Raw genomic sequence first — 14091 nt, forward strand, 5'->3', positions numbered from 1 at the left:
CAAATTCCTAAGATTGCTTCGTCAAAACTTACAGTTTTTCCTCGCAATGACGGAAAAATACTCATAAAAATCTTAAAATAAAATGTTACAGTTACCTATCATATCTATCAGTATTTTTCTGCCGCTAATAAGCGTGCTATATATTTTGCTGTTTATTAGTCAAAGTAAAAAGGCAGATAAACCTATATATGTGATGTATGTTGCTGTACTTAGTTCTGTTTTAACATTTATCTCAACTATCTATATTTTAATAGAGTTTGACTCCTCAAATCCCGCTTATCAATTTGTTGAACGCTACGCTTGGCTTGATACGATTGGGCTTGAATTTCATGTTGGTGTTGACGGTATATCGATATTTTTTGTGGCTCTAACTTCTTTTCTTACTCTTATTTGCATAATCGGCAGCTTATTTACCGTTAAAAAATATATCAAAGAATATTTAGTATGTTTTTTATTAATGGAGTCTTTTTGTATAGGAGCGTTTACCTCGGTAAATTTATTATTATTCTATCTGTTTTTTGAAGCAATATTAGTGCCGATGTATATCATTATAGGCGTATGGGGCGGAGAGAATAGAATATATGCGGCTCTTAAATTCTTCTTATATACTTTCTTCGGTTCGGTATTTTTCCTACTTTCATTAATTTATATTTATAGTAAAATTCATAGCTTTGATTTGACCTATATTTCTGAACTTACCGATAATATTCCATTATTTGCTCAGCAAATTTTATGGTGGGCGATATTTATAGCCTTTGCCGTTAAAATCCCTATGATTCCGTTTCATACTTGGCTACCTGATGCACACGTACAAGCTCCGACTAGCGGTTCGGTTATTCTTGCCGGTATTCTGCTAAAACTCGGCGGTTACGGTTTTTTAAGAGTACTAATGCCGTTACTACCTGCTGCTTCACAAGAATTTGCAATTTACGTAATTTACCTTAGTGTTATTGCTATAATATATGCATCGCTAGTAGCCCTTGCTCAAAAAGATATGAAGAAGATGATAGCATATTCATCTATTGCACATATGGGATATGTTACGATAGGTATTTTTAGCTTTACTGAAGCCGGAATTAGCGGAGCAGTATTTCAGATGCTTAGCCACGGTGTGATTTCTTCATGCCTATTCCTAATAGTCGGTACTTTGTACGAAAGGTTACATACTAAAGAAATAGCTAAATATGGCGGCGTAGCAAGTAAAATGCCTGTGCTTGCCACATTTTTTATGATTGCAATGCTCGGCTCTGTAGGTCTACCCGGTACTAGCGGATTCATCGGAGAGTTTTTAAGCTTGCTTGGGATTTATAAGGTGAACGTAATAGCAACCTTTATAGCGGCTCTCGGTATAATCCTCGGAGCGGTTTATATGTTGAAACTATATAAAGAAGTTATGCTTGGTGAGATTACTAATAAAGAAATTATGAATTTCAGAGATTTATATAAATATGAAATAATCTCTATAGCCCCTTTAATATTATTAATTATTTACTTTGGTCTAATGCCGAGTTCTGTTTTAAATGTATTCCGTTTGTCGGTGGAAAATTTGTTGGTTAGATTTGGTGGTTGATTTCTTAGTCAGTTTTTGCTCTATGTCATTCCCGCGAAAGCGGGAATCCAGAAAAAAATAACTTACACCATTTGTACAAAAATTATATATTTAATAAAAAACATATAAAAACAAGTTTTTATATGTTTTAATGGATTCCCGCTTCCGCGGGAATGACATAGTAACAAAAACATGCTATCACTTCATCAATTACAATTTAATATAGAACAAAGAAATTTATTTGATCTATGTATCACTTTTCTTCCTTCTTCTATCACTTATATAAAAGGAGCTAACGGTTGCGGTAAAAGCTCGCTGCTGCGAATGATAGCAGGAATTATACAACCAAGTAGTGGTAATATTTACTATAAAAATAGTAATATTAACAATATTGCGAAGCCTTATTGTACTTATATCGGTCATAATTTAGGGCTAAAAATTGAAATGACCGTTTTTGAGAATCTAAAATTTTGGTCAGAAATTTATAATTCTACTGAAACCTTACAAGCCGCTGTTCATTACTTCAAATTACATGACTTATTAGATGAAAAATGCTATAGTTTGTCTAGCGGAATGCAGAAAATCGTAGCCGTAGCAAGGCTTATTGCCTGCCAATCCGACTTATGGCTACTTGATGAAGTTGAAACTAATTTAAGCAAAGAAAATAGGGATTTACTAAATAATTTAATTGTCATGAAGGCAAATAGCGGCGGTATTGTTCTTCTATCCTCTCATCTAGAAAGTTCTATAAAATCTGCACAGACATTACAACTAGATTAATTATTATTATTTTGCGTATTTTTATAAATCTTCCAATGTACAATAAAAAATATAAGGCTAACTATAATCCAAATTGAACAATTAATTATTGTGCTTACAGCACGTGCTTTAGTAACTTCTATATATTCATTCTTATAACTAATTCTCTTTTCTTCTAGCTCTTTTGACGGCAAGTTCTTTAATTGCTCATATAAATTATTATGATATGATTGTAAATTATATAAATATTGGTCATTAGTACTATATTTTAATAGTTCTTCTTTATTAACATATTCTGGTAAAAATAATGTAATTAACGCATGAAATGTAATAGAAAGTGTTATTATTAGAACTACAGTAGTAACAAAGCAAACCACCATACTATAAATTTGTTTTATAAGCATAATTTTTCGGTATTTTATAAAAGAAATACAATAATTAAATTATATAGATTTATGAAATTTCGAATGCAAAGTTCGAGATTTCATAAGTAAGGTTTGTGTAGATTATACATCAGGCAATCCTTCATTATTAGTAGTATGATTAAGAACTCCCGAAAGCTTTATGCCTGCCTGAGCAAAGTCATTTATTGGATCATCTACGGAAGTAAGCAAAATAGGCGGCTCTACTTTTATTTTTGTACAAGAAGGAAAATTGTCCTTAAAAAATTTAGGAGCTCCAGCGGAATTATTATTTAAAAATCTCCAACGTGCAACAAAATCCCAAGAATACACCAAAGGACCGGTATCGCTAGTCATCGGATCTGTCTTTAAATCAGAAATTACTGAGAGCATAGTCAAAAAATGTTTATACTCCACTGTATATGGAGTATTAGTTACAGCGTGAGATATATTTTTTATACCATTCCAAAACCTAGATAAATAATGATCATCCGAATTAAGAGATTTAATTACATCTATACTAATGGTAGTAGGTGGTTCAGAATCATAAGTACAATAAACTTTTACTCCATAAAAACTTTCTACAAATTCTTTCGATATACCTGCCTCGTTTAACATATCATTTACCTATACTCATAATCTTTGTGTAATTTACTCGCTAGTGCCTGCTCCCATCTATCACCATTTTGCAATAATCTTTCTTTATCGTAAATAAGTGCGGTATGAGTTAGGCTTGCAAACTCGAAATTAGGACCCTCAACTATCGCATCTACAGGGCAAGCTTCTTGACATAAACCGCAATAAATACATTTGGTCATATCGATATCATAACGAGTGGTACGTCTACTGCCGTCATCTCGTTCATCAGCTTCAATAATTATCGCTTGTGCTGGACAAATCGCCTCACAAAGCTTACAAGCAATACAACGCTCTTCGCCGTTTTCATAGCGACGCAGTGCATGCTCACCCTTAAATCTTGGACTAACAGGGCTTTTTTCATAAGGATAATTTATGGTAACCTTGGGCTTAAAGAAGTACTTTAAAGTCAAAGCCATCCCCCTTACTATCTCATATAGAAAAAATGATTTTAAATAGTTTATCATAAAAATTATATATGTACTTTAAATAAATAGGTAGACGAAGTTTAATTTGGAAAAGAGCAAGGCGTTTTGATGCTTTTAACCGCAGCGTACATATTAGTACGTGAGGATTAAAAGCAAAAAAACAACGTAGCCAATTTTTCAAATTAAACGAGTATACCAGGCAAATTATCGGTATATATAAGTACACTCGATACTAACACCACCCAAAATAAAGTTAAAGGTAAAAATACTTTCCAGCCAAGTCGCATTAATTGGTCATAGCGATATCTTGGCAGTGTTGCTCTAATCCATAAAAAGCAGAATAATAAGAACCCGACCTTAAATACAAACCAAAAGAACCCCGGAATACAATCTAACCACGATATATTAAACGGCGGTAAATAACCTCCTAAAAAGAAAGTCGTAGTCATTGCACTAACTAATATCATATTAGCATATTCACCTAGAAAAAATAAAGCAAATCCCATAGAGGAATATTCAACGTTATAGCCTGCAACTAGCTCTGACTCTGCTTCAGGTAAATCAAAAGGTAACCTATTTGTTTCGGCAAGCACCGAGATAAAAAACACAACACCCATAGGTAGTAGCATTAAATCAATCCACCACGGCATTGTTCTTTGTGCTTCAATGATCCCGCTTAAATTAAGAGTACCGGTAGTAAGTAATACGGTAATAATAACCAGCCCCATCGATACTTCATAAGAAATCATTTGGGCAGAGGAACGTATAGCACCTAAAAAAGCATATTTTGAGTTACTAGCCCAACCGGCAATAATAATGCCGTAAACGCTTAAAGAGGATATAGCAAGAATATATAAAACACCGACATTAATATCCGCAAGAACTACTCCCTTTGCAAAAGGTATAACTGCCCAGCCGATTAAACTTAATATAAAAGTTATCATCGGTGCTAAAATAAATAATATTTTATCGGAGTTGGTTGGAATAATCGGTTCTTTGAATAGTAGCTTAACTGCATCGGCAATAGGTTGAAGTAATCCAAACGGACCAACGACATTTGGACCGCGTCGTAGCTGCATTAATCCAATAACACGACGCTCTGCATATGTTAAATACGCAACGCACAATATTAAAGGGATAGTGATCGCCACCACCTTTAGAGCGATTATAATTAACGGGAAAATATATTCAAAAAAGAGTTCTGTCATGAGAGTACCTCAGTGTCATCCCGTGGCTTGTCCACGGGATCCAGTAAAAATGTTGACATAGCATATATTGTATTTCTGGATCCCGTGGACAAGCCACGGGATGACACTATTATCACGCCGCCTCTTCCTCTCTCTTACTCTTAGCCTCAACACACTTAGCCATAGTGACCGAGTTTTTGCTAATCACGTCTGTCATGTAATAATTAATAGGTTCCGTAGTTATAGGCTCTTTTGATAACTTATCTTTAGAGCTAAATTTAGCAAATTTATTCTCTATAATTGTATCAATATTTGCAAATATCTTATATTCCTTAGCAAGCTTAGTACGTACTTCTTGTAAATTATCCATTTCAATATCTATTTTTAGGAAACCGGCAAGCTCTTTAATAATTGCTATATCTTCTTTAGCTGTTCCTACAGGTGCTACTGCTTTTTCTGCTATTTGCGGTCTACCTTCTAAATTTACGTAAATTCCGCTCTGCTCGGTATAAGCAGCCGCAGGTAAAATAATATCGGCGTTAGCAGCCCCAATATCCCCATGATGTCCTTGATATATTATAAAAGCCGATTTCAGCTTATCAAACGGGACAGCGTCTGCTCCAAGCAAGTAAGCAAGTTCCAGCTCTTCAAGTTTGATAGAAGTATTAAAACCGATATCAAGTCCACCAACTATAGAAGCATGATTATGCAATATATTAAAGCCTTGAAAGTCATCACGCATAATATTATATTCAGCCACTATCTTATGAATAAGCGACAATATAGCATATCCGTCATCTCTTGCATATACGCCGTCACCTACTATAATCATCGGATATTTTGCTGCTTTTAAGGCTTTCGTAAACTCATGAGTACCAATGGCTAGTTCCTCAATAATCTTAATATCACTTCCTAAATCCTGAATTTTATAAGTTTGATTATGCCCTCCGCCTATCCGTGCTACTTTTAATGAACCTGCACGCACTCTTTGCCCTATTCGGCTATTTAATACCGGAGCTATCTGCCTTGGATTTGCTCCGATTAGTAAACATAAATCAGCCTTTTCTACACCGGCAATAGTTGTATTAAATAAATAGTTGCCTCGCTCACTTGTATCTATTTTATAGTTAAACTGATTAACGCTATAATTATTAGAACCAAGCTTTTGCAGTAATGTTTTTAGCATAAACATTGCTTCAACAGAAACAAGAGAGCCGGCAATAGCAGCAATTTTTTCCGGTTCTACGGATTTAACTTTATCCGCTATAATCTTTAAAGCTTCGCTCCAGCTAGCTTCTACTAATTTACCGTTTTTTCTGATATAAGGACAATCTAAACGCTGATATTTCAAACCGTCATAACTAAAACGGTTTTTATCAGAAAGCCATTCCTCATTTATTTCTTCATTGACACGAGGTAATATTCTCATTACCTCGTTGTCTCTGCTATCAATGCGAATATTGGAACCTTCGGCATCATGCACGCCAATGCTAGCAGTATGTTTTAGTTCCCATTTACGAGCTTTAAAGGCATAAGGTTTGGAATTTAAAGCACCGACCGGACAAATATCGATCATATTACCGGAAATTTCAGAATCGAGCGTTTGCTCTAAATATGAAGTTACCTCCATATGCTCACCTCGATGGATAGCTCCCATTTCTTCTATTCCGGCTATATCATTTGCAAATCTAATACATCTAGTGCATTGTATACATCTTGTCATCGCTGTTTTAATCAGCGGTCCCATATATTTATCTTTAATAGATCTCTTATTTTCATGAAATCTATTAGTACCTTTACCGTATCTAAAAGCCTGATCCTGCAAATCACACTCACCGCCCTGATCACAAATAGGGCAGTCTAAAGGATGGTTAATCAGTAAAAACTCCATCACTCCTTCACGTGCTTTTTTTACCATAGGCGTATCGGTGTGAATAACCATACCGTTACTAGCAGGCATAGCACAAGAAGCTATAGGCTTTGGTGATTTTTCCATTTCAACCAAACACATACGGCAATTACCGGCGATTTTTAGACGCTCATGATAACAAAAATGAGGAATCTCTTTACCTGCTTGTATACAGGCTTGATAAACGGTGCTACCCTCTGATACTTCTATTTCAGAACCGTCTACGTTCAGTTTTATCATCTTATTTAATCCAATAAGTCATAGGGTTCGGATAAGCTTGATCCTCTATCATATATTTAAAACCGATGGCAACGCGAAGTACATACCAAACAGCAAGTGCAAAGTATAGTACTACTCCAATAATGATAAACGTAAATATGAAACATACAATCCACCCGAGTACCCCAAGGCAAAAAGTACGAAATAAAAACATATAATGACTAACCGCAAAATTATCACCTTTATCCTTATTGATATATGCAAAAAATACCCCTATTAATGGTAATATAGGTGCTACTATCCCGCATAAATATAATATATATACTACAATTAAATTTTTCTTACCGCTCTCGGTATATTCTTTAAGATGCTTGTCCATATGTTTTTCCTTTTTTACTTCTCAATTTCATCTTTTAATCTTTGTATTTCTTTCATAGGTAATTCGGTAAATTCCATAATTTCTTCTATAGGTCTTTTTTTAATTAACATCTTTTTTGCTATTTTTTCTATTGTTTTTTCTTCCATTTTCTTAACAGCACTAGCTTCAATTCTAAGCCAATTTAAGCGATTTTCATATTCTTCTCTTTCTTCATCACTTAAATTTATTACTTCAAGCACATTTAATGCTTTCTTTAGCTCTTTACTGTTTAATTCTTTAGGAAGCTTATCTTTATTTAGCAAATCATTTCGAGTTAAAAAAGCAACCCATATATCTAAAGCATTCTTTACTTTTTTTACTATATCGGATAATTCTTCTTTGATGTTATCAGCAAACTTATTGAGTTCTATAGTGTGTAGCTCTATATCCTCAAAATATTTCAAACCGGTTTCATCTTCTTTTAACCTAAATATATTATGATATTTATCAATATTTGTGATGCCGGTAAAATTAAGTATATGGATTCCTATCGTTTTGTTTAATTCTGAATATCTAGAACCTTCTTTTAGCTGTCCAGCATATAGCTTTGCCCAATAATATAAAGCTCTTTTATCATAATTTGCTTCATCCGTTACTTGAATTTCGATATTAAACATTTTACCGCTTTCGCCTTTGGCTTTAATATCTAAAACAGAAATCTTATCGTTTAAAAAACTCTTTGGATTATATGGATTAAGTAGAGTTACTTCTTTTACTTGATCTTCCTTGGTTACTATAGAATTAATAAGCGATATTAATAAATCTTTGTTCTCTTCTACTCCAAAGATTTTTTTAAATGCTAGATCTACTCTTGGATTAACTCTATACATAGTTATTTTTTCAAACTCTCTACCACAAAATGCATAATACTGCCGTGCTTTATATAATTTATCTCATTATCCGTAAATATTTGCAATATTAAATCGATCGTCCTTGTTTCGCCGGTTTGTTTTTTTATCACGCATTTAACAGGATTATAGGGCTTTATTTGCTCATTTAAACCTATAATGTCAATAGTTTCCGAACCGTCTAACTTTAAATCTAATCTTGTATTATTGCCGGTAAAAGTTAGCGGTAAAATACCCATACCGACTAAATTTGAGCGATGTATTCGCTCAAAACTCTCGGCAATCACTGCTTTTACCCCAAGTAGCTGCGGACCTTTTGCCGCCCAATCTCTAGACGAACCGCTACCATATTCTTTACCGGCAAAAATCACCACAGGTACATCATTAGCTTTATAGTCCATAGCCGCATCGTAAATAGTTTGCTGCATACCGCTTAATTGGTTTATAGTAAAGCCGCCTTCCACACCCTTGCACATCTCGTTTTTTATACGGATATTAGCAAACGTGCCACGCATCATTACTTCATGATTTCCTCTACGTGATCCGTAAGAGTTGAAATCTAGAGGCTCTATATGATGGTCCGTTAAATATTTAGCAGCAGGGCTAGTTTTACTAATGCTGCCTGCAGGCGAAATATGATCGGTAGTAATAGAATCACCGAAAATTGCTAGAATTTTTGCAGATTTTATATCTTTTATACTATTCTTGCTGCCTATATCCTCAAAATAAGGCGGATTATTAATATAGGTACTATTCTTATTCCAGCTATAAGTAGAGCTATTAGTAATCTGTAAATCTTTCCACTCTTTTGTTCCGGTAAATATATCGGAATATTTTTCTATAAACATAGATGAATTAATAGAATTTGCAATAACTTCATCTATCTCTTCTTTGCTTGGCCAAATATCTTTTAAATAAATATTTTTTCCTATCGGCTGATTATTTAAATCTATATTAAGAGTGCCACTAAGTGCATATGCTACGACTAAAATAGGCGAGCCGAGATAGCTTGCTTTAGTAAGTGGATTAATTCGCCCTTCAAAATTCCTATTACCAGATAAAACAGAAGCAACAACTAGCCCGTTTTTGTTAATAGTTTCCTCTATTTCCGGATTTAGAGGTCCGGAATTACCGATGCAAGTAGTGCAACCGTAACCTACTAGATTAAACCCTAATTCATCTAAATATTTATCAAGACCGCTAAGCTTCAAATATTCTGTTACGACTTTTGAGCCAGGAGCAAGAGAAGTTTTAACCCAAGGCTTTACCTTTAACCCATGTTCTAGTGCTTTTTTAGCAAGAAGTGCTGCACCAATCATCACGCTAGGATTAGAAGTATTAGTACAGCTAGTAATTGCTGCAATTACTACATCACCGTTACCGATTTCGTAATTCTGATTTACTACGGCATATTTTTTACCGATGTCTTTATTTTCTAAAGCAAGACTCGGTAATTCTTGTTTAAAATTACTTGCTACATCATTTAAATTTACTCTATCTTGCGGACGTCTTGGCCCAGCAAGCGAGCTATGTACGGTAGATAAATCTAGCTCTAAAATTTCGGTGTATTCTGCCTCATGCTCAAAATCATACCAAAGATTCTGCTCGTTTGCGTATTTTTCTACTAATTTGATTTGCGTTTTTTCTCTACCTGTTAGCTCTAAATATTTTATAGTTTCTTGGTCAATCGGGAAAAAGCCACAAGTAGCACCGTATTCAGGCGACATATTAGAAATGGTAGCACGATCAGCAATTGTTAGGTTTTTAAGTCCCTCACCGAAAAACTCGACAAATTTACCTACTACTTTCTTTTTCCGCAACATCTCGGTAACGGTTAACACTAAATCGGTTGCGGTAGCTATACCTGTTAATTTTCCTGTTAGTTTTACACCGATTACTTCCGGTAGAATCATAGTAAGAGGTTGTCCAAGCATTGCAGCTTCTGCTTCTATTCCGCCAACTCCCCAACCAAGCACCGATAACCCGTTTACCATAGTTGTATGGCTATCAGTTCCAACTAAACTATCAGGGTAAGCAAGTCCGTCTTTATGCCACACGACTTTTGCTAAATATTCTAAATTTACCTGATGGCATATACCAGTACCAGGCGGCACTACTTTGAAATTATTAAATGCTTGCTGCCCCCATTTAAGAAACTGATAACGCTCAATATTGCGTTTCATTTCCATTTGCACGTTTTTATCGAATGAATCTTTAGCTGCATAAGAATCAACGCTTACGGAATGGTCTATTACCAAATCAACAGGAATAAGCGGATTAATTTTTAACGGATCGCCTCCTATTTTCTTCATCGCATCACGCATAGCAGCTAGGTCCACAATAGCAGGCACACCGGTAAAATCCTGCATCAAAACTCTTGCCGGCATAAAATCTATTTCTGCATCAGATTTTTTAGTTTTTAGCCATTCTTTAAATACAAGTAAGTTTTGCTTTGAACCATTAGAACGTAATACATTCTCAAATAACACTCTTAAACTATATGGAAGCTTTTTTAAGGGAAGTTCGATATCGCTTGCCGCTTTATTTATATCGTAAATTTTGTATGAACTATTATCGACTGATAACTCTTTTATATATTCTGAATTATGCACTTTTGACATTTGTTTCTCACTTAAATTGCGTGGGTTAGTTTTTCCATTGTCATCCCGTGGCTTGACCACGGGATCCAGTTAAAAATACTAATATTATTAGTATTTTTTATTGTTTTTCTGGACCCCGTGGTCAAGCCACGGGGTGACACCTTATACTTAACCTTACCCCAAAATGTGGATTTTTAAAACAACTTAATGCTAATTTGTTTGAAGTTCTAGAAGCTTAGCTGCTATTTCTGCTTCATTTAAATTTGTAACGTTAATAGCAGTTTCCGTGGCTATATTAACATAACTTCCTGTTACTTCGGTTACACCGCCGGAAATAAGATAAGTAATTTGTGGGGTGTGTATATCATCTATATAAACCTGTACTAAACCGGCTTTTAAACTAACAATCATCGGAACGTGACTCGGCAATACTCCAAACATACCCTCCTCACCCAGCATTGTTACCATTTTAGCTTGCTTTTCAAATGCAATACTTAAAGGAGTAATTATTTTGACTAGAATTGTTTCGTTCATATTTTGGTTTATCCTTAATGTCACCCCGTGGCTTGACCACGGGGTCTAGAAAAACGACTTGCTATATTGCTACTTTCACTGGATCCCGTGGCGGGGCCACGGGATGACAATGACTACATCTTCAGAGTTTTCGCTTTCTCTATAGCCTCGTCCATAGTTCCGACCATATAAAAAGCAGCTTCTGGTAAATCATCGTATTTACCCTCTACAAGCCCTTTAAAGCCTGCTATAGTATCGACTAAATTAACAAATTTGCCTTTGCTACCTGTAAATACTTCGGCGACATGGAAAGGCTGCGATAAGAAACGCTGTATTTTTCTAGCACGTGCCACGGTTAGTTTATCTTCTTCGGATAGCTCATCCATGCCTAAAATAGCGATGATATCCTGCAACGATTTATAAGTTTGCAAAACCTGCTGCACTTGTCTTGCTACACTATAATGTTCTTCGCCGACAATCATCGGATCAAGTACCTGAGAATTACTATCTAACGGATCGACTGCCGGATAAATCCCAAGCTCGGCTATCTGACGACTAAGTACCGTTGTAGCATCTAAATGTGCGAAAGAAGTAGCAGGAGCAGGGTCAGTTAAATCATCCGCCGGCACATATATAGCCTGCACGGAAGTTATTGAGCCGTGCTTGGTAGAGGTGATACGCTCTTGTAGTTCTCCCATATCGGTAGCAAGGGTAGGCTGATACCCTACCGCTGATGGAATTCTACCGAGCAGTGCCGATACTTCGGAACCTGCTTGAGTAAAGCGGAAAATATTATCTACAAAGAATAAAACATCTTGCCCTTGATTCATATCTCTAAAACCTTCTGCAATGGTCAAACCACTTAATGCAACTCTTGCTCTAGCACCAGGTGGCTCGTTCATTTGCCCGTAAACTAACGCTACTTTTGACTTTTCCGGCTCTTCAAGGTTAATAACACCCGAGTCAATCATTTCATGGTAAAGATCGTTACCTTCTCTAGTTCTCTCACCGACTCCCGCAAATACTGTATAACCACCGTGAGCTTTAGCTACATTATTAATAAGCTCCATAATTAACACGGTTTTACCGACTCCTGCACCACCGAATAGTCCTATTTTACCGCCCTTAGTATAAGGAGCAAGCAAATCTACAACCTTAATACCGGTTACTAATATATTACGATCGGTTGATTGATTGGTAAAATCAGGAGCAGGTTTGTATATAGAAGAAATGCTTGAACTTTTAATTTCTCCTTTACCATCAATCGGCTCACCTACAACATTCATAATACGTCCAAGCGTTTCAGTACCTACCGGAATACGAATAGGACTTCCCGTATCTATTACTTCTATACCTCTAGTAAGTCCCTCGGTTGAGTCCATAGCAATACAACGCACTGTATCATCGCCTATATGTTGTGCTACTTCCAGCACTACTCTTTGCTTATCGTTATAGCACTCTAAAGCATTTAGAATTTCCGGTAATTCGCCGTTATTCGTAAATTTTACATCCACCACCGCTGAAATAATCTGAGTAATTTTCCCGATATTTTTTGTCATAATTTTTCTTTTGTTAAAAATGTACACCCCAAATAAAACGAAGAGCAGATAGACGAAGTTTAATTTGGAAAAGAGCAAGGCGTTTTATATTTTTTGACCGCAGCGTACATACTAGTACGTGAGGATCAAAAAATATGAAACAACGACGCCAATTTTTCAAATTAAACGAGTATATCTAAACCGCCTCGGAGCCGGCTATAATCTCTATTAACTCCGTAGTAATAATAGCTTGTCTTGATCTATTCAACTTTAAAACTAACTTGCTTATTAAATCATTAGCGTTGTTTGTTGCATTTTCCATAGCGGTCATTCTTGCTCCTTCTTCACTTGCTCTATTTTGTAGTAAAGCATAATTTATTTGAGAATTAACATATAAATTAATTAGGTTAGAAATCAGATTCTCTCCTTCATATTCATAATAATCATTTTCTATTGCAGAATCATCATGGTATTTTTCTACCGGTAAAATCTGTTGCTTAGTCATAATTTGAGTCATTGCGTTTTTAAATTTATTAAAATATATAACACAATTACTAACTTCCAAGTTTGTGACGAGCGACATAATCTTTTCTTTTACTTCTAGCATCAGATTTTCATCATGAATTTTAGGTAACTCAAAATAGCTATCAATATAATGTGCATATTGCCTTTTTAGTGCTTCGTAACCTTTTTTTCCTATAATGATAAGTTTTATTTGTTCGCCTTTATTTTCTAACTCTTTAATATCATTCTTAACTTGCTTGATTATGCTGTAATTAAACGTTCCGCATAAACCCCGCTCAGACGTCATAACTATCAATAAATTTGCTTTATTCGGCACGGTATTAAAAAATTTCTGCTCTTCTATAGATAACTCATACATATCAATCGATAATATATCGGACATCATTTTACTAATAGCCTCAATATAAAAATTTGAATTGGCTATTTGATTTTTTATTTTTGCCATTTTAGAAGCCGATACTAGTTGCATTGCTTTAGTAATCTTTTGGGTAGATTTAACGCTTTTAATTCTAGTTCTTAATTGCTTTAAATTTGACATATAGTTTTTTGGTTTTTCCATTG

Annotated in this window: 13 protein-coding genes; 2 read left to right on the forward strand and 11 right to left on the reverse strand. The window is 35.1% G+C overall.

The genetic code is table 11. From position 1 onward, the window contains the following. Positions 1-82: 82 nt before the first annotated feature. Complete coding sequence (locus H6P87_RS06405) at positions 83-1570, forward strand: NADH-quinone oxidoreductase subunit M (RefSeq protein ID WP_202069345.1); 1488 nt, start codon at positions 83-85, stop codon at positions 1568-1570. A gap of 171 nt (positions 1571-1741) precedes the next feature. Continuing rightward, positions 1742-2329 carry a heme ABC exporter ATP-binding protein CcmA gene (gene ccmA, locus H6P87_RS06410; protein WP_202069347.1) on the forward strand — a complete coding sequence of 196 codons (588 nt, stop codon included), beginning with the start codon at positions 1742-1744 and terminating at the stop codon, positions 2327-2329. Here ccmA and H6P87_RS06415 read toward each other — a convergent pair. The 11 genes from H6P87_RS06415 to atpG all read right to left on the reverse strand — a co-directional run bounded on the left by H6P87_RS06415 (position 2326) and on the right by atpG (position 14068). Further along, the gene (locus H6P87_RS06415; protein WP_202070175.1) at positions 2326-2712 is read right to left on the reverse strand and encodes a hypothetical protein; all 387 of its coding nucleotides are present in this window, start codon (positions 2710-2712) and stop codon (positions 2326-2328) included. The genes ccmA and H6P87_RS06415 overlap by 4 nt on opposite strands. A gap of 102 nt (positions 2713-2814) precedes the next feature. Continuing rightward, on the reverse strand, positions 2815-3327 hold the full coding sequence (locus tag H6P87_RS06420; protein ID WP_202069349.1) for a hypothetical protein: 513 nt from the start codon (positions 3325-3327) through the stop codon (positions 2815-2817). Between the two features lie 5 nt (positions 3328-3332). After that, the gene (gene nuoI / locus H6P87_RS06425) at positions 3333-3812 is read right to left on the reverse strand and encodes an NADH-quinone oxidoreductase subunit NuoI (protein WP_202069351.1); all 480 of its coding nucleotides are present in this window, start codon (positions 3810-3812) and stop codon (positions 3333-3335) included. 143 nt (positions 3813-3955) lie between these two features. Then, positions 3956-4981, reverse strand: coding sequence for an NADH-quinone oxidoreductase subunit NuoH (gene nuoH, locus H6P87_RS06430; protein ID WP_202069353.1), 1026 nt, complete (start codon positions 4979-4981; stop codon positions 3956-3958). Between the two features lie 112 nt (positions 4982-5093). Further along, positions 5094-7109 (reverse strand): NADH-quinone oxidoreductase subunit NuoG, encoded by a 2016-nt coding sequence (gene nuoG, locus H6P87_RS06445; RefSeq protein WP_202069356.1) that lies wholly within the window; start codon positions 7107-7109, stop codon positions 5094-5096. A 1-nt stretch (position 7110) separates the two neighbouring features. Continuing rightward, positions 7111-7467, reverse strand: a complete 357-nt coding sequence (locus H6P87_RS06450; RefSeq protein ID WP_202069358.1) for a DUF4870 family protein — start codon at positions 7465-7467, stop codon at positions 7111-7113. A gap of 14 nt (positions 7468-7481) precedes the next feature. After that, positions 7482-8336 (reverse strand): Rpn family recombination-promoting nuclease/putative transposase, encoded by an 855-nt coding sequence (locus H6P87_RS06455; RefSeq protein ID WP_202069360.1) that lies wholly within the window; start codon positions 8334-8336, stop codon positions 7482-7484. Positions 8337-8338: 2 nt separating this feature from the next. Then, a complete protein-coding gene (gene acnA, locus H6P87_RS06460; RefSeq protein WP_202069362.1) occupies positions 8339-10975 on the reverse strand; it encodes an aconitate hydratase AcnA in 2637 nt (878 codons plus the stop codon). Between the two features lie 189 nt (positions 10976-11164). Then, the gene (locus tag H6P87_RS06470) at positions 11165-11488 is read right to left on the reverse strand and encodes a F0F1 ATP synthase subunit epsilon (RefSeq protein ID WP_202069364.1); all 324 of its coding nucleotides are present in this window, start codon (positions 11486-11488) and stop codon (positions 11165-11167) included. A 113-nt stretch (positions 11489-11601) separates the two neighbouring features. Beyond that, positions 11602-13026 carry a F0F1 ATP synthase subunit beta gene (gene atpD / locus H6P87_RS06475; RefSeq protein ID WP_202069366.1) on the reverse strand — a complete coding sequence of 475 codons (1425 nt, stop codon included), beginning with the start codon at positions 13024-13026 and terminating at the stop codon, positions 11602-11604. Between the two features lie 175 nt (positions 13027-13201). Continuing rightward, positions 13202-14068, reverse strand: a complete 867-nt coding sequence (gene atpG / locus H6P87_RS06480; RefSeq protein WP_202069372.1) for an ATP synthase F1 subunit gamma — start codon at positions 14066-14068, stop codon at positions 13202-13204. Positions 14069-14091: the final 23 nt, after the last annotated feature.

This window comes from Rickettsia tillamookensis (genome assembly GCF_016743795.2).
In the GTDB taxonomy this organism is placed as follows: domain Bacteria; phylum Pseudomonadota; class Alphaproteobacteria; order Rickettsiales; family Rickettsiaceae; genus Rickettsia; species Rickettsia tillamookensis.

Coding starts and splice junctions, on each gene's coding strand:
- H6P87_RS06415 (WP_202070175.1), bottom strand. CDS start 2,712: ATGCTTATAAAACAAATTTATAGTATGGTGGTTTGCTTTGTTACTACT.
- H6P87_RS06455 (WP_202069360.1), bottom strand. CDS start 8,336: ATGTATAGAGTTAATCCAAGAGTAGATCTAGCATTTAAAAAAATCTTT.
- atpG (WP_202069372.1), bottom strand. CDS start 14,068: ATGTCAAATTTAAAGCAATTAAGAACTAGAATTAAAAGCGTTAAATCT.
- H6P87_RS06420 (WP_202069349.1), bottom strand. CDS start 3,327: ATGTTAAACGAGGCAGGTATATCGAAAGAATTTGTAGAAAGTTTTTAT.
- acnA (WP_202069362.1), bottom strand. CDS start 10,975: ATGTCAAAAGTGCATAATTCAGAATATATAAAAGAGTTATCAGTCGAT.
- H6P87_RS06450 (WP_202069358.1), bottom strand. CDS start 7,467: ATGGACAAGCATCTTAAAGAATATACCGAGAGCGGTAAGAAAAATTTA.
- H6P87_RS06405 (WP_202069345.1), top strand. CDS start 83: ATGTTACAGTTACCTATCATATCTATCAGTATTTTTCTGCCGCTAATA.
- nuoG (WP_202069356.1), bottom strand. CDS start 7,109: ATGATAAAACTGAACGTAGACGGTTCTGAAATAGAAGTATCAGAGGGT.
- H6P87_RS06470 (WP_202069364.1), bottom strand. CDS start 11,488: ATGAACGAAACAATTCTAGTCAAAATAATTACTCCTTTAAGTATTGCA.
- nuoI (WP_202069351.1), bottom strand. CDS start 3,812: ATGATAAACTATTTAAAATCATTTTTTCTATATGAGATAGTAAGGGGG.
- nuoH (WP_202069353.1), bottom strand. CDS start 4,981: ATGACAGAACTCTTTTTTGAATATATTTTCCCGTTAATTATAATCGCT.
- atpD (WP_202069366.1), bottom strand. CDS start 13,026: ATGACAAAAAATATCGGGAAAATTACTCAGATTATTTCAGCGGTGGTG.
- ccmA (WP_202069347.1), top strand. CDS start 1,742: ATGCTATCACTTCATCAATTACAATTTAATATAGAACAAAGAAATTTA.